The 21,819-nt window shown below is 70.4% G+C and carries 24 protein-coding genes; 8 read left to right on the forward strand and 16 right to left on the reverse strand.

Features of this window, described 5'->3' with window-relative positions; all coding sequences use genetic code 11:
- Positions 1 to 7: 7 nt before the first annotated feature.
- The 8 genes from ACZ7PG_RS48185 to ACZ7PG_RS48220 form a co-directional block, all read right to left on the reverse strand.
- Complete coding sequence (locus ACZ7PG_RS48185; RefSeq protein WP_470245955.1) at positions 8 to 745, reverse strand: sirohydrochlorin chelatase; 738 nt, start codon at positions 743 to 745, stop codon at positions 8 to 10.
- Positions 742 to 2,004: a sulfate adenylyltransferase subunit 1 gene (locus ACZ7PG_RS48190; RefSeq protein WP_470245956.1), complete on the reverse strand. Its 1,263-nt coding sequence runs from the start codon at positions 2,002 to 2,004 to the stop codon at positions 742 to 744. The genes ACZ7PG_RS48185 and ACZ7PG_RS48190 overlap by 4 nt, the downstream gene beginning before the upstream one ends.
- Positions 2,004 to 2,924 (reverse strand): sulfate adenylyltransferase subunit CysD, encoded by a 921-nt coding sequence (gene cysD / locus ACZ7PG_RS48195; RefSeq protein WP_470245957.1) that lies wholly within the window; start codon positions 2,922 to 2,924, stop codon positions 2,004 to 2,006. The genes ACZ7PG_RS48190 and cysD overlap by 1 nt, the downstream gene beginning before the upstream one ends.
- Positions 2,925 to 2,944: 20 nt before the next feature.
- Positions 2,945 to 3,640 carry a phosphoadenylyl-sulfate reductase gene (locus ACZ7PG_RS48200; protein ID WP_470245958.1) on the reverse strand — a complete coding sequence of 232 codons (696 nt, stop codon included), beginning with the start codon at positions 3,638 to 3,640 and terminating at the stop codon, positions 2,945 to 2,947.
- Complete coding sequence (locus tag ACZ7PG_RS48205; protein WP_155545716.1) at positions 3,637 to 3,792, reverse strand: Insertion element protein; 156 nt, start codon at positions 3,790 to 3,792, stop codon at positions 3,637 to 3,639. The genes ACZ7PG_RS48200 and ACZ7PG_RS48205 overlap by 4 nt, the downstream gene beginning before the upstream one ends.
- Positions 3,789 to 5,477: a nitrite/sulfite reductase gene (locus ACZ7PG_RS48210; RefSeq protein ID WP_470245959.1), complete on the reverse strand. Its 1,689-nt coding sequence runs from the start codon at positions 5,475 to 5,477 to the stop codon at positions 3,789 to 3,791. The genes ACZ7PG_RS48205 and ACZ7PG_RS48210 overlap by 4 nt, the downstream gene beginning before the upstream one ends.
- Before the next feature lie 105 nt (positions 5,478 to 5,582).
- The gene (locus ACZ7PG_RS48215) at positions 5,583 to 5,780 is read right to left on the reverse strand and encodes a putative leader peptide (protein WP_470245960.1); all 198 of its coding nucleotides are present in this window, start codon (positions 5,778 to 5,780) and stop codon (positions 5,583 to 5,585) included.
- Positions 5,731 to 6,306 (reverse strand): TetR/AcrR family transcriptional regulator, encoded by a 576-nt coding sequence (locus ACZ7PG_RS48220; RefSeq protein ID WP_470245961.1) that lies wholly within the window; start codon positions 6,304 to 6,306, stop codon positions 5,731 to 5,733. Before ACZ7PG_RS48220 ends, ACZ7PG_RS48215 begins: the two co-directional genes overlap by 50 nt.
- 75 nt (positions 6,307 to 6,381) lie before the next feature.
- Between ACZ7PG_RS48220 and ACZ7PG_RS48225 the strand changes: the two genes are divergently transcribed.
- From ACZ7PG_RS48225 to ACZ7PG_RS48235, 3 genes are all read left to right on the forward strand, one after another.
- Complete coding sequence (locus ACZ7PG_RS48225) at positions 6,382 to 6,798, forward strand: VOC family protein (protein WP_470245962.1); 417 nt, start codon at positions 6,382 to 6,384, stop codon at positions 6,796 to 6,798.
- Between the two features lie 14 nt (positions 6,799 to 6,812).
- A complete protein-coding gene (gene hemW, locus ACZ7PG_RS48230; protein WP_470245963.1) occupies positions 6,813 to 8,030 on the forward strand; it encodes a radical SAM family heme chaperone HemW in 1,218 nt (405 codons plus the stop codon).
- 63 nt (positions 8,031 to 8,093) lie between these two features.
- Complete coding sequence (locus tag ACZ7PG_RS48235; protein ID WP_470245964.1) at positions 8,094 to 9,014, forward strand: NADP-dependent oxidoreductase; 921 nt, start codon at positions 8,094 to 8,096, stop codon at positions 9,012 to 9,014.
- Here ACZ7PG_RS48235 and ACZ7PG_RS48240 read toward each other — a convergent pair.
- Entirely contained in the window at positions 9,011 to 9,715 is a 705-nt protein-coding gene (locus tag ACZ7PG_RS48240; RefSeq protein ID WP_470245965.1) for a TetR/AcrR family transcriptional regulator, read from the reverse strand. The two genes, ACZ7PG_RS48235 and ACZ7PG_RS48240, sit on opposite strands and share 4 nt — an antisense overlap.
- 85 nt (positions 9,716 to 9,800) lie before the next feature.
- On the opposite strand from ACZ7PG_RS48240, the gene ACZ7PG_RS48245 reads away from it, so the two are divergent.
- Genes ACZ7PG_RS48245 through ACZ7PG_RS48260 form a run of 4 tightly spaced genes read left to right on the forward strand, consistent with a single transcriptional unit; the run spans position 9,801 to position 12,667 of the window.
- A complete protein-coding gene (locus tag ACZ7PG_RS48245) occupies positions 9,801 to 10,217 on the forward strand; it encodes an SgcJ/EcaC family oxidoreductase (RefSeq protein ID WP_470245966.1) in 417 nt (138 codons plus the stop codon).
- The gene (locus tag ACZ7PG_RS48250) at positions 10,166 to 10,585 is read left to right on the forward strand and encodes a hypothetical protein (protein WP_470245967.1); all 420 of its coding nucleotides are present in this window, start codon (positions 10,166 to 10,168) and stop codon (positions 10,583 to 10,585) included. The genes ACZ7PG_RS48245 and ACZ7PG_RS48250 overlap by 52 nt, the downstream gene beginning before the upstream one ends.
- 29 nt (positions 10,586 to 10,614) lie before the next feature.
- Positions 10,615 to 11,427 carry a siderophore-interacting protein gene (locus ACZ7PG_RS48255; protein ID WP_470245968.1) on the forward strand — a complete coding sequence of 271 codons (813 nt, stop codon included), beginning with the start codon at positions 10,615 to 10,617 and terminating at the stop codon, positions 11,425 to 11,427.
- Between the two features lie 10 nt (positions 11,428 to 11,437).
- Positions 11,438 to 12,667: a serine hydrolase domain-containing protein gene (locus ACZ7PG_RS48260; RefSeq protein ID WP_470245969.1), complete on the forward strand. Its 1,230-nt coding sequence runs from the start codon at positions 11,438 to 11,440 to the stop codon at positions 12,665 to 12,667.
- Here ACZ7PG_RS48260 and ACZ7PG_RS48265 read toward each other — a convergent pair.
- Complete coding sequence (locus ACZ7PG_RS48265) at positions 12,646 to 13,152, reverse strand: hypothetical protein (RefSeq protein ID WP_470245970.1); 507 nt, start codon at positions 13,150 to 13,152, stop codon at positions 12,646 to 12,648. The two genes, ACZ7PG_RS48260 and ACZ7PG_RS48265, sit on opposite strands and share 22 nt — an antisense overlap.
- Positions 13,153 to 13,524: 372 nt before the next feature.
- Positions 13,525 to 14,091 (reverse strand): GNAT family N-acetyltransferase, encoded by a 567-nt coding sequence (locus ACZ7PG_RS48270; protein WP_470245971.1) that lies wholly within the window; start codon positions 14,089 to 14,091, stop codon positions 13,525 to 13,527.
- Positions 14,092 to 14,183: 92 nt separating this feature from the next.
- Between ACZ7PG_RS48270 and ACZ7PG_RS48275 the strand changes: the two genes are divergently transcribed.
- Positions 14,184 to 15,446 (forward strand): styrene monooxygenase/indole monooxygenase family protein, encoded by a 1,263-nt coding sequence (locus tag ACZ7PG_RS48275; RefSeq protein WP_470245972.1) that lies wholly within the window; start codon positions 14,184 to 14,186, stop codon positions 15,444 to 15,446.
- Here the strand turns inward: ACZ7PG_RS48275 and ACZ7PG_RS48280 are convergent.
- The 5 genes from ACZ7PG_RS48280 to ACZ7PG_RS48300 form a co-directional block, all read right to left on the reverse strand.
- Positions 15,377 to 16,822, reverse strand: coding sequence for an alpha/beta hydrolase (locus ACZ7PG_RS48280; protein WP_470245973.1), 1,446 nt, complete (start codon positions 16,820 to 16,822; stop codon positions 15,377 to 15,379). The two genes, ACZ7PG_RS48275 and ACZ7PG_RS48280, sit on opposite strands and share 70 nt — an antisense overlap.
- A gap of 71 nt (positions 16,823 to 16,893) precedes the next feature.
- Positions 16,894 to 17,892 (reverse strand): TIGR03842 family LLM class F420-dependent oxidoreductase, encoded by a 999-nt coding sequence (locus ACZ7PG_RS48285; protein ID WP_470245974.1) that lies wholly within the window; start codon positions 17,890 to 17,892, stop codon positions 16,894 to 16,896.
- A gap of 7 nt (positions 17,893 to 17,899) precedes the next feature.
- Positions 17,900 to 19,282: a dihydropyrimidinase gene (gene hydA, locus ACZ7PG_RS48290; protein ID WP_470245975.1), complete on the reverse strand. Its 1,383-nt coding sequence runs from the start codon at positions 19,280 to 19,282 to the stop codon at positions 17,900 to 17,902.
- Positions 19,282 to 20,064, reverse strand: coding sequence for a nitrilase-related carbon-nitrogen hydrolase (locus ACZ7PG_RS48295; RefSeq protein ID WP_247025045.1), 783 nt, complete (start codon positions 20,062 to 20,064; stop codon positions 19,282 to 19,284). The genes hydA and ACZ7PG_RS48295 overlap by 1 nt, the downstream gene beginning before the upstream one ends.
- Before the next feature lie 10 nt (positions 20,065 to 20,074).
- Complete coding sequence (locus ACZ7PG_RS48300; RefSeq protein ID WP_470245976.1) at positions 20,075 to 21,628, reverse strand: NCS1 family nucleobase:cation symporter-1; 1,554 nt, start codon at positions 21,626 to 21,628, stop codon at positions 20,075 to 20,077.
- Between the last annotated feature and the right edge of the window lie 191 nt (positions 21,629 to 21,819).

Below are 21,819 nucleotides of genomic sequence, written 5' to 3' on the forward strand. Positions count from 1 at the left end.
CGGCGGGTTACGCGTATTGGCGGAGCAGTCCGCTCATCGCGGTGGCGTACCGGCTGATGACGACGTCGGCGACGCGTGGGTCGTCGGCCAGTGGCTCCGCGATGAACGCCTTCGGATCCGCATCGAGGGCCAGCCGGGCGATGCGGTCCGGCAGCAACCCCGGCGCCAGGAACCACGACGCCACGACCAGGTGCCGCACGCCGCGGGCGCGCAACCGGGCGGCGGCCGCGGGGATGTCCGGCTGGGCGGCCGAAGCGAAGGCCTCGCTCACCGGGACACCCAGCCGCTCTTCCCAGCGCGCGGCCAGGGAAGCGACGACCGCGTTCGCCGACGCGTTGGACGAGCCGACTCCGCTGAGCAGCACACCCGTCCCGCGCCGGCGAGGAGCGGGCGCCAGCCGGTCCAGGGCCACCGCCTCCAGGGCCGGGTCCGCTCCCAGCACGTCCGACACCTCGATGCGGAAGCCCGGGCACGAAGCCGTCACCGAAGAGATCAGCGCCGGCAGGTCGACCCGCGCGTGGAACGCGCTGCCGAGCAGCAGCGGCACCACGACCGCCGACCGGTGGCCCGACGCGTACAACCCTCGCAGCACGTCCGTGACGAGCGGCTCCGAGAGGTCCAAAAAGGACTCGTGCACCGGCACCCCGGGCGCCTGGGCGCGCACGACGTCGACGAGCGCCCGCACGGTCGACGCCGAGCGGGGATCACGACTGCCGTGCGCGACGGCGACCAGGGGCGGCGTCACGAGAAGCGCTCGCCCACCAGGCCCGCGGCGAGGGTGTCGCCGTCCTTCGGGTCGATCACCAGGAACGCGCCGGTGCGCGGGCTGTCGCCGTAGTCGTCGACGCTCAGCTGCTCGGCCAGCGTCAAGGTGACCAGGCCGATGTCGTTCAGCTCCAACGAGGTCGGAGCGTCCACACTGGACAGCTTCTGCTCGTCGAACCGCGCGTGCAGCTCGCCGACCAGCGCCTGCACCGTGCGGGCGCCGTGCTTGACGAGCACGCGCGCGCCCGGCTTGAGCGGCTTGGACGACAGCCAGCACAGCGTGCCGGTGATCTCGTCGGTGACCCGCGGCGGCGCGTCCGCGGCGGCGATCAGGTCGCCGCGGGAGATGTCGATGTCGTCGGTGAGCAGCAGCGTCACCGACGTCCCGGCACCGGCTTCGTCCAGCGGGCCGTCGGCGGTGTCGATGCGCTCGACGCGGCTGCGGATGCCCTGCGGCAGCACGACGATCTCGTCGCCGGGGCGGACCGTGCCCGCGGCGATCTGGCCCGCGTAGCCGCGGTAGTCCGGGTACTCCGGCGTGCGCGGGCGGATCACGTACTGCACCGGGAAGCGCAGCGCCGAGTCGTGCGGGTCGGGCGCGACCGGCACGTCCTCCAGGTGCGCCAGCAGGCTGGGGCCGGAGTACCACGGCGTCCGCTCCGAGCGCGTCGCGACGTTGTCGCCCTCCAGCGCCGAGACCGGGATCGCGAGCACCGAGCCCTGGGGATAGCCCAGCGTTTCGGCGTGCGTCGCGAACTCCTTCGCGATCACCGTGAACGTCGCCTCGTCGTAGCCGACCAGGTCGATCTTGTTCACCGCGAGCACCAGCTGCGGCACGCCGAGCAGGGCGAGCACCGCCGCGTGCCGCCGGGTCTGCTCGATGACGCCCTTGCGCGCGTCGACCAGCAGCACGGCCAGCTGCGCGGTGGACGCGCCGGTCACCGTGTTGCGCGTGTACTGCACGTGCCCGGGCGTGTCGGCCAGCACGAACGACCGCTTCGGCGTCGCGAAGTACCGGTAGGCGACGTCGATGGTGATGCCCTGCTCGCGTTCCGAGCGCAGGCCGTCGACGAGCAGCGACAGGTCCGGTGTGGACAGTCCCTTGTCGACGGACGCGCGGGTGACCGCGTCGAGCTGGTCGGCGAGCACCGACTTGGTGTCGTACAGCAGCCGGCCGACCAAAGTGGACTTGCCGTCGTCCACGCTTCCGGCCGTGGCCAGGCGAAGCAGCGAGCTCATCAGAAGTACCCCTCACGCTTGCGGTCTTCCATGGCCGCCTCGGACATCCGGTCGTCGGCGCGGGTGGCGCCGCGTTCGGTCAGCCGCGACGCCGAAACTTCGGCGATGACGTCTTCGACGGTGGCCGCGGTGGACTCGATCGCCCCGGTGCACGAGCCGTCGCCGACCGTCCGGTAGCGGACCGTCCGCTCGCGGACCTCCTCGCCCGGGCGCGGGCCGCCCCACGGGCCTTCGGCGAGCCACATCCCGTCGCGCAGGTACACCTCGCGCTGGTGCGCGTAGTAGATCGACGGCAGCTCGACCTTCTCGCGGGCGATGTAGTTCCAGACGTCGGCCTCGGTCCAGTTGGACAGCGGGAAGACGCGGACCTGCTCGCCCGGGCGGTGCCTGCCGTTGTAGAGGTTCCACAGCTCGGGCCGCTGCCGGCGCGGCTCCCACTGGCCGAAGGCGTTGCGGAGGCTGAAGATCCGCTCCTTCGCCCGGGCGCGCTCCTCGTCGCGGCGGCCGCCGCCGAACACGGCGTCGAACTTGTTCTCCGAGATGGTGTCCAGCAGCGGTGTGGTCTGCAGCGGGTTGCGCATGCCGTCGGCCCGCTCTTCGAGCCGCCCGTCGTCGATCCAGTCCTGGACCTTCGCGACGACCAGCCGCAGCCCGTGCTTCTCGACGACGCGGTCACGGAACTCGATGACCTCGTCGAAGTTGTGCCCGGTGTCCACGTGCAGCAGCGGGAACGGCACCGGCGCCGGCCAGAACGCCTTGATCGCCAGGTGCAGCAGCAGCGTCGAGTCCTTGCCGCCGGAGAACAGGATCACCGGGCGGTCGAACTCGCCTGCCACCTCCCGGAAGATGTGGATGGCCTCGGACTCCAAAGCCGCGAGATTGTCCTGTGCCGCATCGGTGGCGGGCTCCAACGTTGTCATGCGTCCCTCGGTGTCTGACATCAGCCGTGCAGTCCGCACTCGGTCTTTGACTGGCCCGCCCACCGGCCGCTGCGGGGGTCCTGACCCGGCTCCACGCGAGCCGTGCAGGGCGCACAGCCGATCGAGAGGTAGCCGATCGAGACGAGGGGGTTCTCGAGGATCGAGTGGTCCCGGATGTAGCCGTTGAACTCGTCGTCGGTCCACGCGGCGATCGGGTTGATCTTCACCAGGCCGTTGCGGTCGTCCCAGGTGACGATCGGGGTGTTCGCGCGGGTCGGCGCGTCGACGCGGCGGACGCCGGTCACCCACGCCGAGTAGTTCGCCAGTGTCTTGCGCAGCGGCACGACCTTGCGCAGGTTGCAGCAGAGCGCGGCGTCGCGGTCGTGCAGCTTGGCGCCGTATTCGGCGTCCTGCTCGGCGACGCTCTGCTCGGCCTGGGCGTTGACGATCTTCACGTCCGGGTAGACCGCCTGCACGGCGTCGCGCGTGCCGATCGTCTCCGGGAAGTGGTAGCCCGTCTCGAGGAAGAGGATGTCCACATCGGACTTCACCTTCGTCGCGAGGTCGATCAGCACGGCGTCCTGCATGTTGGACGCGACGATGAAGTCCTCGCCGAACGTGTCGACGGTCCAGCGGATCGCCTCGTCCGCGGTCGCTTCGGCGAGTTCTTTCGACGCGCGCTCGGCGAGCGTCTTGTAGTCGGCAGTGGCGGTCATCGGGACACCTCCGGAAGGGACAGTCCGAGGAACTTGACCGAGAAAACCCGGCGACAGGCGGAACAAAGCCAGCCGCCGTTCTCTTCCGGCCGCAGATCTTCGTCGCCGCAGTACGGGCAGTGGTACGGCACGGCGCGCTCGGTGGAGGTCACTGCAGGGCGCTCTCGTCGGCGCGCCCGGCCCACTGGGCGAAGCGCTCGCCGGGTTCGCGTCCGGTGACGTAGTTGCGCACGACGCGCTCGACGTACCCGGTCAGCTCGCCCGAGGTCACCTTGTGGCCGCGCAGCTTCCGGCCGAACCCGGCGTCGAGGCCGAGCCCGCCGCCGAGGTGCACCTGGAAGCCTTCGACCTGCTTGCCGTCGGCGTCGGTGACGATCTGGCCCTTGAGGCCGATGTCCGCGGTCTGGATCCGCGCGCAGGAGTTGGGGCAGCCGTTGAGGTGCACGGTCACCGGCGTGTCGAGGCCGTCCTGGATGTCCGCGAGGGACTTCTCCAGGTCCGCGACGAGCTGCTGCGCGCGGGCCTTCGTCTCGACGATGGCGAGCTTGCAGAACTCCAGCCCGGTGCACGCCATCACGCTGCGCCGCCACGGCGACGGCTTCGTCTCCAGCCCCAGCTCGGCCAGCTCGGCTTGCAGCGTCTCGACCTGCTCCTTCGGGACGTCGAGCACGACGAGCTTCTGCTGCGGGGTGAGCCGGACGCGGCCCGACCCGGCCCGCTCGGCGGCCTTGGCCACGGCGACCAGCGTGCCGCCGGAGACGCGGCCGGCGATCGGCGCGGCGCCGAGGTAGAACTTGCCGTCGACCTGCGGGTGCACGCCGACGTGGTCGATCGGCACGGCCGGGTCGACCGGCGGCGGGCCGTCGATCAGCTCCCGCTTGAGGTACTCGTCCTGCAGCACCTGCCGGAACTTCTCCGCGCCCCAGTCCTTGACCAGGAACTTGATCCGGGCCCGCGAGCGCAGCCGCCGGTAGCCGTAGTCGCGGAAGATCGAGATGACGCCTTCCCAGACGTCGGGCACCTCGTCGATCGGCACCCAGGCGCCCAGGCGCTGCCCCAGCATCGGGTTGGTGGACAGGCCGCCGCCGACCCAGAGGTCGAAGCCGGGGCCGTGCTCGGGGTGATTCACGCCGACGAAGGCGATGTCGTGGATCTCGTGGGCGACGTCGGGCTGGCCCGAGATCGCGGTCTTGAACTTGCGCGGCAGGTTCGCGTACTCCGGCTTGCCGATGTAGCGGCGCTTGATCTCGTCGATGGCCGGGGTGCCGTCGATGATCTCGTCGGCAGCGATGCCGGCGACCGGCGAGCCGAGGATGACGCGCGGGCTGTCGCCGCAGGCCTCCATCGTCGTCATGCCGGCGTTTTCGAGCTTGGCCCAGATCGTCGGGACGTCCTCGACGCGGATCCAGTGGTACTGGATGTTCTGCCGGTCGGTGATGTCGGCGGTGTCGCGCGCGTAGGCCTGCGAGATCTCGCCCAGCACGGTGAGCTGGCCGGTGGTCAGCGCGCCGCCGTCGAGCCGGACCCGCAGCATGAAGTAGCGGTCGTCGAGCTCTTCGGGCTCCAGCGTCGCGGTGCGGCCGCCGTCGATGCCCGGCTTGCGCTGGGTGTAGAGGCCGAACCAGCGGAACCGGCCGCGCAGGTCGCCCGGGTCGATCGAGTCGAACCCGCGGTGGGCGTAGATGTTCTCGATCCGCGCCCGCACGTTGAGCGGGTGGTCGTCCTTCTTGGACCGCTCGTTCGGGTTCAGCGGCTCCCGGTAACCGAGCGCCCACTGCCCTTCACCGCGCTTCTGCTTGACGCGCGCGGGGCGGGCGGGGGTCTGGGGCGTGGCCATGGCGGCGTCCTCCGAGAGGCTTTCGTGGCAGCGGAGGACCACCGGCTCGCGGGTGGCCTCCGGCGCCGGCTGTCCAGAATTCGTGGCAGGTGGTGGCGACGGGAGTCAGCGAACGGGTACGCAGAGGGCGCTGGCGACCCGCAGGAGGTCGACGTGGCGGCGCGCCACGAGGAGAACACCGGCATGAGTCACGGCGTCAGCGTGCCACGCGTCCACAATGTGGTCCAGGGGTGCCCGCATGGTGGGAGAAGGGTCACTCGCCTGGGAGAATGCGGTCGACCAGCAGGCCCACGACCTGCGCATCCGAGTATCCGGCGAACGCCTCGGGCAATGTCAACCGCTCGACGGTCAGCCCCGTCAGGGCCAGATAGAGCAGCAGGACGTCGTCGCGTCCGCCGGGCAGCCCGGCGGCTTCGTGGAAGCCCACGCTGAGGTCGAAGCTCTCCCGCACGGTCGCGGTCAGCGCCGCCGCCAGCCCGGGCCGCCGGTTCGCCTCCAGGCGCAGTTCGAGCAGGGCGAGGTAGGAGCTGCGGCGGGTGGTCAGCCGGCTCATCACGTCGCCGAGCAGCGCGGCGACCCGCCCGGTCGACGGCGCTTCGGCGCGCGGATCGGCCATGACCTCCTCGGGCGCGGACAGCCGGACGTGCACGCGGTCACCCGCCTCGGCCAGCAGCTGGTCGCGGTCGCGGAAGTAGTTCGACGTCGTCCCGGGCGGGACGCCGGCCTCGGTGTCCACCGCGCGGTAGGTGAGCCCGCGCGCGCCGTCACGGGCGAGGACCTCGATGGCCGCGTCCGTCAGCGCCGTCCGCCGTTCGGTGTTCTGCCGCACGAATCCTCCTTGCCGACTCAAACCACTATGATTAGAGTACTACAAGTACAGTGGTTTGACGGAGAGGAACTGGCGATGCAAGTCAAGGGGTTCGGGGCGGGGTACCTGGTCGACGACGTCGCCGCGACCACCCGCTTCTACCGGGACGTGATCGGGTTGCCGGTCACGGTCGAGCTGGACTGGTTCGCCAGCGTCAACGCGGGCGCGCCCGGCTACGAGATCAGCTTCGTCCAGCGCGGGCACGACTCCGTCCCGCCGGCCTACCGGGCGCGGGAGACGGCGGGGCTGATGTTCGGGCTCGTCGTCGAGGACGCCGCGGCCGAGGCGAAACGGCTGGTGGACGCGGGTGTCGACCTCGTCACACCGGTCGTCGACGAGGCGTTCGGGCAGCGGCACTTCTATGTTGCCGATCCGAACGGTGTCCTGCTCGACGTCATCGAGATGATCCCGCTCGACCCGGACTGGGCGGCGGCGAACCTCCCGGCGTCGTAGGGGACAATTCGAGGGTGCCCGTACTGCGTTCCGACTCCGCCACCTCGATCGATCCGGCCTTGCCGGAGAGTGCGCTGAAGGGGCTCGGCAGCAGAACGTTCGGGGTCTACGTGCACGTCCCGTTCTGCGCGACACGCTGCGGTTACTGCGATTTCAACACCTACACGGCCGGTGAGCTCGACTCCGGCTCGTCGCCGCAGTCCTGGCTCGAAGGGCTGCGGCGCGAGCTGGAGCTGGCCGCGAAGGTCCTGGTCGTGCCGCCCGCCGCCGACACCGTGTTCGTCGGCGGCGGCACGCCGTCGCTGCTCGGCGCCGAGGGCCTCGGCTCGGTGCTCGACGCCGTCCGCGACGTCTTCGGGCTCGCCCCGGGCGCCGAGGTGACGACGGAGTCGAACCCGGAGTCGACGTCGCCGGAGTTCTTCGCCGGGATCCGCGAAGCCGGCTACACGCGCGTCTCGCTCGGCATGCAGTCGGCGGCGCGGCACGTGCTGAAGATCCTCGACCGCGTGCACACGCCGGGCCGGCCGGGCCAGGCCGCCGCCGAAGCGCGCGCGGCCGGGTTCGAGCACGTGAACCTCGACGTGATCTACGGCACGCCCGGCGAGCGCCCGGACGACCTCCTCGCGACGCTCGACGCCGTGCTGGCCGCGGGCGTCGACCACGTGTCGGCGTACGCGCTGATCGTCGAGGAGGGCACGGCGCTGGCCCGCCGGGTGCGCCGCGGGGAGCTGCCCGCGCCGGACGACGACGTGCTGGCCGCGGACTACGAAATGATCGACGCCACGCTGTCGGCGGCCGGGCTGCGCTGGTACGAGGTGTCGAACTGGGCGGCGAACGACGCGGCCCGCTGCCGGCACAACCTCGGCTACTGGCGCGGCGACGACTGGTGGGGCGCCGGGCCGGGCGCGCACAGCCACGTCGGCGGCGTGCGCTGGTGGAACGTCAAGCACCCGGCGCGCTACACCGCGCTGCTGGCCGCCGGCGACTCGCCCGCGGGCGGGCGCGAGGTGCTCACCGACGACGACCAGCACCTCGAGCGGATCATGCTCGAACTGCGTGTCGCCGAAGGACTTCCGCTCGACGTCCTGGACGAGCCGGGGCTCGCGGAGGCCAGGGCGGCGGCGGCCGAGGGCCTGCTCGATCCGGCCGCTTTGGACTCCCGCGGCCGCGCGGTGCTCACCGACCGCGGGCGGCTGCTGGCCGACGGCGTCGTGCGGCGGCTCGCGGGCTGACGGGATTAAATCCGGGGACCTCCTGGTTGCTTGTATAGAGCAACGACTTTTCCAGGAGGGCCCATGGCGCGCGCGATCAGGTTCGACGAGTACGGCGACGTGGACGTCCTCCGGGTGGAGGACGTGCCGCGGCCGGCACCGGGACGGGGGCAGGTGCTCGTCGAGGTCCGCGCCGCCGGGATCAACCCGGGTGAGGCGTCGATCCGGCGCGGGCTCCTGCACGAGCGGTTCCCGGCGACGTTCCCGTCCGGGCAGGGCAGCGACTTCGCCGGCGTCGTCGCGGAGCTCGGCGAAGGCGTCGAGGAGATCGCCGTCGGCGACGAGGTGATCGGCTTCGTCCACACGCGATCGAGCCACGCGGACTACGTCGTGGCCGAGGCTTCGGACCTCACGCCGCGGCCGGACGGGGTGTCGTGGGAGGCCGCCGGCTCGCTGTTCGTCGCCGGCACCACCGCCTACGCCGCGGTGGCCGCGGTGTGCCCGCGCGAGGGGGACACGGTCGTCGTCTCGGGCGCGGCGGGCGGAGTCGGATCGCTGGCCGTCCAGCTCGCGAAGCTGGCCGGCGCCACGGTGATCGGCCTGGCCGGGGAAGCGAACCACGACTGGCTGCGCTCGGTCGGGGCGGTCCCGGTCTCCTACGGCGACGGCGTCCTCGAGCGGATCAAGGAAGCGGCCCCGGACGGCGTGCACGCGTTCGTCGACACCTTCGGCTCCGGCTACGTCGACCTGGCGCTGCACCTGGGCATCCACCCCGGCCGGATCGACACGATCATCGACTACGAAGCCGCCGCGAAGTACAACGTCAAGACCGACGGCAACATGGCGGGCGCGTCGGCCGAGGTGCTGCGCGAGCTGAGCCTGCTGGTGGGCAAGGGACTTCTCGAGGTGCCGATCGCGCGCGTCTATCCCCTCGCCGAGGTGCACGACGCCTACCGCGAGCTGGAGCAGCGGCACACGCGCGGCAAGATCGTCCTGCGGCCCTAGTTCTTGGCCGCCACGACCCTGAGGCCGGCGAGGTAGATGTCGAGGGCGAACTCGAGGCGTTCGGTCGCGGTCTCGGCGGAGAAGAACTCGCCGACGTGCAGCATGTTCGGGAACGCCTCGGGCGGCAGCGACCGCATGTACGCCACCATCTGCTCGCCGCGTTTCGCGGTGTCGGCTTCATCGATGTCGCCCCAGGTCCAGCCGCTGGCTTCGTAGGCGTACGCCTTGGCGTAGAGCGCCAGGGCGTCGCCGGCGAACGTCGCCTGCTTGAGCGTCAGGCCGCCCGCGCGCAGCAGCGCCAGCATCGCCTCACCCTGCCGAAGCGAGCTGGGCGTGACCGGCACGGCGATGTCCCACGCCACCCGCGCGATGCCGGGGTGGGCGACCATCACCCGGATCTGACCGCGGACCAGCTCCTTCACCTGCTCATCCCAGCGCGCCGGGTCCGGCTCCGGGATCGGCGCTTCGGCGAGCACGGCGTCGAGCATCAGCTCCGCCAGCTCGTCTTTGTTGGCGACATGCGCGTAGAGCGACGCGGGTCCCGTCTCCAGCTCCTGCGCGACCCGTCGCATGGTGACCGCTTCGAGCCCCTCCTTGGCCAAGATCTCCAACGCCGTCTTCACGACGAGCTCCTGGGAGAGCGCGGGTTTCGCGGCGCGACGGCGTGGGGCGCTGCGCCACGGCGGTGGGGGAACGGTCACGCGAACACTGTACTTGACGCGAACACCGTTCGTATGTAGAACGGTGTTCGTAAGACGAACAGTGTTCGCAAAAAAAGGGGATCTCATGACCACGACCACCGCTGAAGCCGACGTCCGCGCCGTGCTCGGCCGCCTCACTGAGGCCTGGAACTCCGCCGACGCCACCGCATACGGACGGCTCTTCACCGAGGACGCGGACTACGTGACGTTCTTCGGGCTCAACTTCCCCGGCCGGGAAGCGATCGAAAGCTCGCACCGGGCCCTCTTCGAGGGGCCGCTCAAGGGCTCCAAGCTGACCGGGCAGCTCGGCGCGGCGGCGAAGGTGCGGTTCGTCCGCCCGGACGTCGCCGTGGTCGTCGTCGGGGGCGGCTCTTCGGTTACCGGAGCGGACACCACCGACGAAGGCCGCGAGTCGACCGTCAGCTTCGTGCTCGTCCAGGAGGACGGCGAGTGGCTGATCACGGCGTTCCAGAACACGCGCGTCTCGGATCCGCGCGGGTGAAAACGCTTGCGGAGGCGTCGGGGGTCGTCGCGCGCCCGCCGGCCGAGGTGTTCGAGGACGTGCGGCGCCGGGTGACCGGAGGCGGCCATCCGATGCGGACCGAGGTCGACGCCGAACGGGGGTTCCTCGCGGTGCAGGGCGGCTGGTGGTACCGGGGGGAGTACCGCGTCACGCTCGATCCGGGCGGCGCGCGCGTCGAGCACCGCGTGGTCAACGCGGCCACCTGGGGACGCTGGGGAGTCCCGCTGGCCAACCGGTTCTTCGTCGGGTTCCGCGCGAAGACGGCCGCCGGTTTTGCCCGGATGATCGAAGAACTGGGGCGGCCCGATGGCCAGGAGCCGGAATCTGCGCGTACGGTGCTTAGGTAACCCTTAGTACCTGAGCGAGGAGTTGGCCGATGGCCGAAGCACCCCGGCGGTCCGGACGGCCCGCGGTGAAACTGCGCGTGCTGCGCACCGAGCGGCTGACCCCGCACATGATCCGGATCGTCGCGGGCGGCGAGGGCATCGCCGATTTCCGGCCCAACGAGTTCACCGACGCGTACGTGAAGGTGCTGTTCAAGGTCCCGGGCGTCGAGTACCCGGAGCCGTTCGACGTCCAGGAGTGCCGGGCCACGCTGCCGCGGGAGCACTGGCCGCGGATGCGGTCCTACACCGTCCGGGCGTTCGACCCGCAGGCCGGCGAGCTGATCTTCGACTTCGTCCACCACGGCGACGAAGGCATCGCCGGCCCGTGGGCGGCCGCGGCCCAGCCGGGTGACGAGCTGCTGTTGTCCGGCCCCGGAGGCGCGTACGCGCCGGGCACCGAGGCGGACTGGCACCTGCTGGCCGGCGACGAAAGCGCGTTGCCGGCCATCGCGGCGTCGCTCGAAGCGCTCCCGGCGGGCGTCGCGGCCCACGCCGTGATCCTGGTCGAGAACGCCGAAGAGCAGCAGCCGCTTTCCACGAAGGCCGACGCGCAGATCACGTGGCTGCACCGCTCGTCCGGTGGCGACGTCGCCGCGGCGGTGCGGGAGCTGCCGTGGCGCTCCGGGGTGGTCCAGGCGTTCGTGCACGGCGAGGCGGGGTTCGTCCGCGACCTGCGGCGGTATCTGCTCGACGAGCGCGGGATGCGGCGTGAGCTGCTGTCGATCTCGGGGTACTGGCGCGCCGGGAAGAACGACGAAGCCTGGCGTGAAGAGAAAGCGGCCGAACGGGCTCGCGAGAAGTAATCTCGCCGACATGGCGAACCTCAAGGTGGACGTCGACCCGGCCGAAGCCGGATTCGACGCGGACCGGCTTTCCCGGATGGACACCCATTTCGACCGGTACGTCGAGGATGGACGGCTACCGGGCTGGCTCGCGGTGGTGAGCAGGCACGGCCGGATCGTGCACGTCGGCAGCGGCGGGCACAGCGACGTCGAAGCGGGCACGCCGGTGGAGACCGACACGCTGTGGCGGATCTTCTCGATGACCAAGCCGATCACGTCGGTCGCGGCGATGATGCTGGTCGAAGACGGCCTGCTGGAGCTGGACGACCCGATCTCCCGGTGGCTGCCGGAGTTCGCGTCGCCCCGGGTGTTCGTCAAGGGCTCGGCGCTGCGGCCGGTGACCGAACCGGCTACGCAGCCCATCCGCGTCTGGCACCTGCTGACCCACACGGCCGGTCTGACATACGGCTTCCACCACGGCCACCCGGTCGACGCGATCTACCGGGCGGCGGGGTTCGAGTGGGGGACGCCGCCGGGTCTGGACCTGGCGGCGTGTTCGGAGCAGTGGGCGTCGCTGCCGCTGCTGTTCCAGCCGGGCGCGGAGTGGAACTACTCGATCGCGACGGACGTCCTGGGGCGGCTCGTCGAGGTCGTTTCGGGGCAGTCGCTGGACGAGTTCTTCTCGTCGCGGATCTTCACACCGCTGGGCATGACGGACACGGGGTTCGTGGCTTCTTCGGTCGCTCGTCTGGCCGCGCTTTACGTGCCGGATCCCGCTACGGGCCGTGCTACGCGCAACGAAGCGTTCGGCGCTCTCGGAAAGTCCGGCCCGGACTGCCTTTCCGGCGGCGGTGGGTTGGTGTCATCGGCGTCGGACTACTGGCGTTTCACGGAGATGCTGCTGCGCGGCGGAGCATTGGACGACGTCCGGCTGCTGTCCCCGCGAACGGTGGCGCTGATGGCGTCGAACCACCTGCCGGGCCACGTGGACCTGGAGGAGTACGGCCGGCCGTTGTTCGCGGAGATGCCGTTCGACGGGCACGGGTTCGGGTTGGGGTTCTCGGTACTGGAGGACCCGGTGAAGGCCCGGACGTTGTCGTCGGCGGGGGAGTTCGCCTGGGGCGGCGCGGCCTCGACGGCGTTCTGGGTGGATCCGGACGAGGACGTGACGGTGGCGTTCTACACGCAGCTGCTGCCGTCGAGCACGTATCGGCTGCGGTCGCAGCTGCGGCAGCTGGTCTACCAGGCGCTGCTGGACTGAGCGGGTTCCGGGCGCACGGTGGTGAGGTACCTCGCCACCGTGGTCCGCAGGTGGTCCGCGTGCTGGTAGATGTCTTCGACCGTGGTGATCGGCAGCCGGGTCTCGACCTTGTTCTCGTCGAAAACACCGAGGTACTTCTTCGACCGGTTGAACCACAGCCGCGCGATCGGCTTGCGGTTGTTGTCGTCGAGCAGGACACCGAAGTACGTCTGGGTGTCCCGCGCGGCGATCCGTGAGGCGGACACCTCGGCGCAGACGATCGCGCGGACGATCCGGAAGCCTTCGAGCTCGTCTTCGGTGGTGACGACGCGCTCGGCGTCATCGGCATCGGCGACCGGCTCCGGCTCGGGTTGCGGCGTGCTCCCGCCCGACACGCTGACGTAGGAACCGGGCCCGCCGAGCGCGTTCTTCAGGCGGTCGTTGACCTGCTCGTTCAGGAACTGGCTGGCCGCCTTGGCCACCAGCGGGCCGAACTGGTCCCGCACCCGCTGGGTGATCGCGCCTTCGTAGACCCGCGACGTCAGGAACTTGACCCAGTCGTCCTCGGGTTCCTTGAACTGAGCCGCGAGGACGCGCTTCAGCTGCCCGATGTACTTGAGCTCACCGGCGGCGCTGATGACCGAGTCGAGGTCGAAGGACTCTTTCGTGAGCTTGGCCAGCTCGGGCAGCAGGGTTTCGTCGATGTCGGCGAACTAGCGGAACAGCTGGGAGGCGTGCTCGATCCGCCTGCATATGCCCCGTTGTGCACGATCGCGCGGCCGATCTTCTCGCGCTGGTGCCCACATCTGCGGTGACCTCGGAGATGATCCGCCCGCGCGCGTCACCCGTCGTACCGGACGACAGCCGGTGCCGTTCTGTTACGGATTCCGCTGAAAGAAAGAAAATCCCGGCCTCGACACCGGCGCTTCGGGATGATCCCGAAGCTGCACCTCCGCCTCCGCGACACCCTCAGCGATCACCCGGCGCCCCCGCGCGTAGTCCAACAGCTCCGCCACCGGACGGTTGTCCGCCGAATACACCGCCGTGAACCGCTCGAACCCGCGCTCCAATGCCGCCAGCCCCAGCATGTGCAGCAACGCCGAGGCCAGCCCCACCCGGCGCCATGCCGGGGCCACCGCTATCGCCACCTCCGCCATCCGCCGGCCCGTTGCCTCGTAGCGGGCCACCGCCACCCCCGGGCCCTCCGCTGACCTGGCCACCAGGGCGAACCGGCGCTCGTAGTCCAGCACCGTCAGGCGCTCCAGCAGCTGGGGTGTCACTCGGGGAGCCGAGCCGCAGAACCGGCGGCGAAGCGTCTCCGGGTCCGCGTTCCGGATCGCTTCGCCCAGCTCCGGTGCGTCCTGCGGGGTCAGCGGGCGGACCCACACCCGGCGGCCGTCCCGGAGGAGGAGTGTGCGGTCGAAACCCGGCGGCGGCTGCGTCACCGAACCACCCTAGCGGCCGCCCGATCGGGCGGGGGCCGGTTCCCGAAAAACGAGTACGTTGGCAGCAAAGGGTTTCCAGGGGAGGGGCGGCCATGCGGCGGATCGGGATCGTCGGAGCGGGGCAAGCGGGGCTCGTCCTCGGCATCGGGCTGCGGCAACGGGGTTACGACGTCACGATCTTCGCCGAACGCCCCGCCGAAGCCGTGCGCGACGGGCGGCTCGTCTCCAACCAGTGCCTCTTCCACCCCGCCCTCGAACGGGAACGCGCCCTCGGCATCGACTTCTGGGAGGCGCCGCCCATCCGCGAAGTCGCCTTCGCCGCCGCCGGCGAAGGCGCCGAGCCCGCCATCTCGTGGCGCGTCGGGCTCGACCGGCCCGCGCAGTCGGTCGACCAGCGCGTCAAGGTCGCCGACTGGATGACCGAGTTCGACCGCCTCGGCGGCGACCTCCGCCTCCGCCGCGTCACCCCGGCCGACCTCGACGACTGCGCCCGCGAGTTCGAGCTGCTCATCGTCGCGGCCGGGCGCGGGCCGCAGTTCGACGCGCTCTTCCCGCGTGACGACGAACGCTCGCCCTACCGCGAGCCGCAGCGCGCGATCGGTATCTGCTACGTCGCCGGCACGCTCGACGCCGTGCCGGGGCTCACCTTCGGCATGGCGCCGGTCGGCGAGTTCTTCCTGCTGCCCGTGCTTTCGGTCCACGGCCCGGTGCACGGCATCGGCTTCTTCGGTCTGCCCGGCGGCCCGATGGACGTCTGGGACGGCGTCACCGACATCGACCAGCACTACGAGACCGCGCGGAAGCTGCTGCGCACGCACTACCCGTGGCAGGCGGAGCTCCTCGACAACACGCGTCCCGTGGCGCCGACCGAGATGCTGCACGGCCGGATCACGCCGATCGTGCGGCACCCGGTCGGCACCCTGCCGTCCGGGGCGAAGGTCCTCGCGATGGGCGACACCGCGGTGACCAACGACCCGGTCGGCGGCCAGGGCGCCAACATGGCCGCCCGCGCGGCGCGGGCGTACCAGGAGGCCATCGTCGAGCGCGCCGACCGGCCGTTCGACGAGGAGTTCATGCACGACGCCTTCGCCCGCTACTGGCAGCACGCCCGGCACGCGACGCGCTTCAACAACGACCTCCTGGCCCCGCCGCCGCCCCACGTACTGGCCACTTTGGACACCGCACAGCGCGTTCCCGAAGTGGCGCACCGGTTCGCGCACCTCTTCGAGAACCCGGCCGACTACGCAGGCTGGCTGGGCGATCCCGAAGCGGCGATGGCGTACCTTCAGTCGAAGGGACCCCGGTCCGGAGCGCAGAGCGCACCCCGGGCGGGCACCGAACCGGCGACGAAGTAGCGGTCGAGCGAGGCGTCGACGCACGCGCTCTTGCCGCGCGAACCGTGGCCGTACGCGTCGAGGGTCAGCAGGCGCGCGTTGGCCAGCAGCTTCTCGGTCCGCTGGGCCCCGGCGTACGGCGTCTCCAGGTCACCCTGGCGGTTGGCGAGGAGCAGGATCGGCGCCGTCGGCCGGTTCCACGGACCCGCGTACCGGCCGGTGTCCGAGATGTCCCAGGTGGCGCAGGGGAGCGTCTTGTAGACGTCGTACGGGCCGAAACCCCGCCCGACCTGGTCCGCGCGCCGGGCGTAGTCCCACCAGACGGCCGGATCACGCGGGTTCGCCGCGTCCGAGCACAGCGTCGCGCCGCCGCCCAGAAGGGAATCGACGTCCGGCGGGCCGCCCGCCGCGGCCGGGGCGCGCGACGCCGGATCCGCGAGCGCCTGGAGGAACGCCGCCAGCCGCGGCGCGGCCTGGGCATCGGTCAGGTAGTTGTGGATCGTGGCGATCGCGCTCTGGTAGGTGACGACGACCTGTTTCCCGGCCGTGTCGGTCACCGTGATCGGGCCGGCTTCGAGCCGGTCCAGGATAGCGTCGTAGTCGAACGCGCAGCGCGACGCGCAGGCGTCCAAAAAGGACTGAAGCGCGCGCGGTCCGTCTTCGTAGCCGCGAAGCCGGTAGCTCATCGGGCCGGTGCCGGTCGACCAGCGCGCCGGGTCGTCGACGGCGTCGAGCGCGAGCGAACCGACGCGGCCGGGGAACAGGTTGGCGTAGGTCTCGCCGAGGTAGGTGCCGTACGACTTGCCGTAGTACCGCAGCTTCGGCTCGCCGAACGCCGCCCGCAGGCGGTCGAGGTCACGGGCGATCGTGCCGGTCGAGAGGTGGTTCGCCAGCGGACCGGCGTTCTGCTCACACAGGTCGGTGACGGTCTGCGTGTCCGCGATCTGCTGCTGCTCGGCCTCGCGGGTCAGTGGGAACGTGCCGAGCGCCCGCTGCAGCACTTCGAGCTGCGACGGATCGGTGAAGCAGTGGATCTTCGAGCTGGATCCGACTCCACGCGGGTCGAACCCGACGATGTCGAAACGCGCGTGCAGGGACGGCGTCAACGCGGGGGCGAACCGGCCGGACGAGCCGGGGCCACCGGGGTTGTAGAAGATGGTGCCCAGCTTGTGGGCTTGGTCGGTGGCCGGCAACCGGCCGACGGCGACGGACACTGTGCCGGCCGAAGGGTCCTGATAGGACAGTGGGACGTCGAGGTGGCCACACTGGTATCCGGCGGCGCACGAGTCTTCCCAGACGATTCCGGCGGGGCTCGCCGCGGCCGCGGGCGCACTCAAGGCGACCGCGCTCGCGACGGCCCCCAGAGCCAGCGCAGCACGGAGTTTCGGAGAATTCATGAGCCGATCGTCCCGCCACCGGGACCGGGGGCGCGCTGGTGCGCACCCCCGGAACCGGGGTAGGGCGAGCCCTACGCGGTGAGCTTCGGGATGATCTGCGAGCCGTAGGACGCCAGCGTCGCCTCGCGGTCGTCGTGCATCAGGTACAGCGAGAACTGGTCCACGCCCAGCTCCGCCAGCTCCTGCAACCGCTCGACGTGGGCCGATGCCGGGCCCAGCAGGCAGAACCGGTCGACGATCTCGTCCGGGACGAACTCCGTCGACGGGTTGCCCGCCTTGCCGTGGTGGCTGTAGTCGTACCCCTCGCGCTCGCGGATGTAGTCGGTCAGCTCCTTCGGCACCGCACCCGACGAGCCGTAGCGCGCCACCAGGTCGGCGACGTGGTTGCCGACCATCCCGCCGAACCAGCGCAGCTGTTCCCGCTGGTGCGCCAGGTCGTCGCCGACGTACGCCGGGGCCGCGACGCAGATCGTGATGCCGCCGGGATCGCGCCCGGCCGCGCGGGCCGCGTCACGGACCGCGCCGATCGTCCAGCGCGCGATCGCCGGGTCCGCGCACTGGAGGATGAAGCCGTCGGCGTGCTCGCCGACCGTCTTCAGCGCCTTCGGCCCGTACCCGGCCATCCACATCTCGAGCCTGCCGTTGCGGATCCACGGGATCTGCACGGTCGTCTCGTTCATCTCCACCGCACGGCCTTCGGCGAGGTCCTTCACCACGCGCATGCAGTCGCGGACGGTGGCCAAAGTGGACGGTGGCTTCCCGACGACCCGGTGCGCCGAGTCGCCGCGGCCGATGCCGCAGACGGTCCGGTTGCCGTACATGTCGTTGAGTGTGGCGAACGTCGACGCCATCACCGACCAGTCGCGCGTCCCGGGGCTGGTCACCATCGGCCCCACGACCAGCGACGACGTCGCCGCGAGGATCGCCGAGTAGATGACGAACGGTTCCTGCCACAGCACGCAGGAGTCGAACGTCCAGCCGTAGCGGAACCCGGCGTCCTCGGCGTCCTTCATGAGCCGCACGACGTCCCGCGCGGGCGGGTCCGTCTGCAGCACGATCCCGAAGTCCATGACTCCCTCAGTTCAAGTACTGGTTCAGGTCGCGCGAGAGGAACTTCCCGTGCGACGTCGACCCGGTGAACCCGTCCGGCGACACCACGACGCGCCCGCGTGACAGCACGGTGTGCACCCGGCCGGTCAGCTCAAAACCCTCGTACGCCGAGTAGTCCACGTTCATGTGGTGCGTCTCGGCCGACAACGTCTGGGTCGCCGACGGGTCGTAGATGACGATGTCCGCGTCCGAACCCGCCGCGATGACGCCCTTGCGCGGGTACAGCCCGAACATCCGCGCCGGCGTCGCCGAACACGTCTCGACCCAGCGTCCGAGCGTCAGCTCGCCCGCGACGACGCCCTGGTGCAGCAGGTCCATCCGGTGCTCGACCCCCGGCATGCCGTTCGGGATCGCCCGGAAGTCGCCGCGGCCCAGCTCCTTCTGGTCCTTGAAGCAGAACGGGCAGTGGTCGGTCGACACGACGGACAGGTCGTTCGTCCGCAAGCCCCGCCACAGGTCGGCCTGGTGCGACTTCTCCCGCAGCGGCGGCGACGCGACGTACTTCGCGCCTTCGAAGTCCGGCTTCGCCAGGTCCTCAATGGACAGATACAGGTACTGCGGACACGTCTCGGCGAAGACGTTCTGACCGTCGTTGCGCGCCTCCGCGACCGCCGCAAGCGCTTGCGACGCCGACAGGTGCACGATGTACAGCGGCGAACCGGTGACCTTCGCGAGCTGGATCGCCCGGGACGTCGCCTCGCCTTCCAGCTCCGGCGGACGCGTGAGGCCGTGCTGGACCGGGTCGGTGTTGCCCGCGGCCACGGCCTGCGCCGCCAGCTGGTCGATCGCGATGCCGTTCTCCGCGTGCATCATGATCGTGGCGCCGATCTCGCGCGCCTTCTGCATGGCCAGCAGGATTTCGCCGTCGGTCGAGTAGAACACGCCCGGGTAGGCCATGAACATCTTGAAGCTGCCGACCCCGGCGCCGACGCAGGCTTCCATCTCCTTCAGCGACTGGTCGTTGACGTCGGAGACGATCATGTGGAAGCCGTAGTCGATGGCGCAGTTGCCGTCGGCCTTGGTGTGCCACTTGTCCAGTGTGGACAGCAGCGAGGTTCCCTTGGCCTGCACGGCGAAGTCGATGATCGTCGTCGTGCCGCCCCAGGCCGCCGCCGTGGTGCCGGTCGAGAACGAGTCGACGGAGTGCGTGCCGCCGAACGGCATCTCCATGTGCGTGTGCGCGTCGATGCCGCCGGGCAGCACGTACTTTCCGGTGGCGTCGATCGTCTCGTCGCCGGTCAGCGTCCCGGGTGCCCCGACGGCGGCGATGGTCTCACCGTCGACGAGGACGTCCGCGGAGATCGCTCCGGACGGTGAGACGACCTGGCCGCCCGTGATGAGCGTGGTCATCAGGCCTCCGTGAGGGGGCCGTAGGTGTCCGGCCGGCGGTCGCGGTAGAACGCCCACAGGTCGCGGACCTCGTCGAGCAGCGTCATGTCGAGGTCGCGGATGACGACCTCGTCGTCGGTGTCGGACGCGGCGTCGCCGATCAGCTGCCCGCGCGGGTCGGCGAAGTACGTCTGGCCGTAGAAGTCGTTGTCACCCAGCGGTTCCACGCCGACGCGGTTGATCGCGCCGACGAAGTACTCGTTGGCCACCGCGGCCGCCGGCTGCTCCAGCTTCCACAGGTACTGCGACAGGCCGCGGCTGGTCGCCGACGGGTTGAACACGATCTTCGCCCCGGCCAGGCCCAGCGCGCGCCAGCCCTCCGGGAAGTGCCGCTCGTAGCAGATGTAGACGCCGATGCGGCCCACGGCGGTGTCGAACACCGGGTAGCCCATGTTCCCGGGCCGGAAGTAGAACTTCTCCCAGAAGCCCTTGACCTGCGGGATGTGGTTCTTGCGGTGCTTGCCGAGGTACGTGCCGTCGGCGTCGATCACCGCGGCGGTGTTGTAGTAGACGCCCGGCTGCTCGACCTCGTACATCGGCACGATCAGCACCACGCCGTGGCGCTCGGCGACCTCCTGCATGAGCTTGGTCGTCGGCCCGTCCGGGATGCCCTCGGTGTAGGAGTAGAACTCGGTGTCCTGCACCTGGCAGAAGTAGGGCCCGTAGAACAGTTCCTGCAGGCAGACGACCTGGGCGCCCTGCGAGGCGGCGGTGGCGATGTGGTCGACCGCCGCCTTGATCATGGACTCCTTGTCACCTGTCCACCGCTGCTGGATCAATGCGGCTCGGACCACGCTCACTGGCTTCCTCCTTGTTGGACGATGCGGACAGGGCGGCGAAGACGACGAACGCGCCGACGAAGCCGACCACCCAGTTGTAGTCGTAAAGCGGCTTGAGGAACGGGATCAGGCCGCCGTCGGGGAACGGCCCGCCATAGGCGCCGCCGACCGCGAGCAGGGCTCCCACCAGCGTCGCGACCAGCGCGCGCCAGTTCCAGCCGCCGCTGAACCAATACACCCCATCGGGTGTGTAGAGGTCCTTCAACTTGAGCTTGGTGCGGGCGATCACCCAGTAGCCCGCGACGAGCACCCCGGCGACCGCGCCGAGCAGGCCGCCGTAGAAGCCGAGCCAGGCGAAGATGTAGATGTTCGGGTCGGAGTAGAGCCGCCACGGCTGGATCAGGACGCCGATGACACCGGTGATCCCGCCGCCGATCGCGAAGGTGATCTTCTTCGGGAAGGCGTTCGAGAAGTCGTAGGACGGGCTGACGACGTTGGCCGCGAGGTTCGCCGAGATCGTCGCCAGCACCAGCGCGACCAGCGCGACGACGACCACGACCGGGCTGGCGAACTTGTCGGCCAGCTGCGCCGGGTCCCAGATGTCCTCGCCGTAGAGGACGTGCCCGCCCGACGTCGTCAGGATGGCGACGATCGCGATGAACGTCATGGTAGTCGGCAGGCCGAGGATCTGGCCGCGGACCTGCTTGCGCTGGCTGCCGCCGAAGCGCGTGAAGTCCGGCATGTTGAGCGAGAGCGTCGACCAGAACGCGATCATCGCCATCAGCGACGGCGCGAACACCTTCCAGAAGTCCGGGCCCCAGCCGAGCTTGCCGCCGTCGGACAGGATCGGGCCGAGCCCGCCCGCCTTGACCAGCACGTACCCCAGCATGATCAGGAAGCCGACCGACACCAGCGGCGCCGTCCAGTTCTCGAACCGGCGGACCGCCTCCATGCCGCGCCAGATGATCAGCATCTGGCCGATCCAGAAGACGACGAACGACAGCCAGAGCGTCCAGTGCTGGCCGGCGACCATCGGCGCGTCCCGCCACCACGACCCGAGCAGCCGCCCGAGGATGACGTAGATGGCTTCACCGCCGACCCACGTCTGGATGCCGAACCAGCCGCACGCGATGAACGCGCGCAGCAGCGCGGCCAGGTTGGCGCCGCGCAGGCCGTAGAACGCGCGGGCGAACACCGGGAACGGGATGCCGTACTTCGTGCCGGCGTGGCTGTTGAGCAGCATCGGCGCGAGCACGACGAGGTTGCCGATGGTGATCGTGATCAGCGCCTGCACCCAGTTCATGCCGAGCGCGATCAGCGACGCGGCCAGTGCGTAGCTGGGGATGTTGTGGGCCATCCCCATCCAGAGCGCGAAGTAGTTGTAGGTGGTCCAGGTCCGTTTTGCGACGGGGACGGGGGCCAGCTCTTCGTTGAAGAACCGGCTGCCTTCGAGAGACCCGACGTCGGCGGGTTCGAGCTCGACCCGGCCGTCGTCGTGCACGCGCTGGTCTGCGGGTGTCGGCGCCATTGCGGAATCCTGCGCGCCGCGTTGTGGCCGGGGCAACGGCAGACTGTTCACTCTTCCCTGATCAGGAGTGCAGACTGTCGATTGCGCGAACGGGCGCCGGGGTGCATGACCTGCGTCACACATCTCGCCGTCACGAACCGGCAAAGCGGGTGAAACGTCTCCACAGGATCTTCACACTTCGCGCGGACCCT

The organism is Amycolatopsis sp. NPDC114504 (assembly GCF_055633595.1).

Excerpts from the sequence above, each read along its gene's own strand:
- ACZ7PG_RS48285 (WP_470245974.1), bottom strand. The coding sequence starts at position 17,892 with ATGGACTTCGGGATCGTGCTGCAGACGGACCCGCCCGCGCGGGACGTC.
- ACZ7PG_RS48295 (WP_247025045.1), bottom strand. The coding sequence starts at position 20,064 with ATGATCAAGGCGGCGGTCGACCACATCGCCACCGCCGCCTCGCAGGGC.
- ACZ7PG_RS48190 (WP_470245956.1), bottom strand. The coding sequence starts at position 2,004 with ATGAGCTCGCTGCTTCGCCTGGCCACGGCCGGAAGCGTGGACGACGGC.
- ACZ7PG_RS48255 (WP_470245968.1), top strand. The coding sequence starts at position 10,615 with ATGGCCGAAGCACCCCGGCGGTCCGGACGGCCCGCGGTGAAACTGCGC.
- ACZ7PG_RS48215 (WP_470245960.1), bottom strand. The coding sequence starts at position 5,780 with ATGCGCAGGTCGTGGGCCTGCTGGTCGACCGCATTCTCCCAGGCGAGT.
- ACZ7PG_RS48210 (WP_470245959.1), bottom strand. The coding sequence starts at position 5,477 with ATGGCCACGCCCCAGACCCCCGCCCGCCCCGCGCGCGTCAAGCAGAAG.
- ACZ7PG_RS48225 (WP_470245962.1), top strand. The coding sequence starts at position 6,382 with ATGCAAGTCAAGGGGTTCGGGGCGGGGTACCTGGTCGACGACGTCGCC.
- cysD (WP_470245957.1), bottom strand. The coding sequence starts at position 2,924 with ATGACAACGTTGGAGCCCGCCACCGATGCGGCACAGGACAATCTCGCG.
- ACZ7PG_RS48235 (WP_470245964.1), top strand. The coding sequence starts at position 8,094 with ATGGCGCGCGCGATCAGGTTCGACGAGTACGGCGACGTGGACGTCCTC.
- ACZ7PG_RS48280 (WP_470245973.1), bottom strand. The coding sequence starts at position 16,822 with ATGAATTCTCCGAAACTCCGTGCTGCGCTGGCTCTGGGGGCCGTCGCG.
- hydA (WP_470245975.1), bottom strand. The coding sequence starts at position 19,282 with ATGACCACGCTCATCACGGGCGGCCAGGTCGTCTCACCGTCCGGAGCG.
- ACZ7PG_RS48260 (WP_470245969.1), top strand. The coding sequence starts at position 11,438 with ATGGCGAACCTCAAGGTGGACGTCGACCCGGCCGAAGCCGGATTCGAC.
- ACZ7PG_RS48245 (WP_470245966.1), top strand. The coding sequence starts at position 9,801 with ATGACCACGACCACCGCTGAAGCCGACGTCCGCGCCGTGCTCGGCCGC.
- ACZ7PG_RS48300 (WP_470245976.1), bottom strand. The coding sequence starts at position 21,628 with ATGGCGCCGACACCCGCAGACCAGCGCGTGCACGACGACGGCCGGGTC.
- ACZ7PG_RS48200 (WP_470245958.1), bottom strand. The coding sequence starts at position 3,640 with ATGACCGCCACTGCCGACTACAAGACGCTCGCCGAGCGCGCGTCGAAA.
- ACZ7PG_RS48275 (WP_470245972.1), top strand. The coding sequence starts at position 14,184 with ATGCGGCGGATCGGGATCGTCGGAGCGGGGCAAGCGGGGCTCGTCCTC.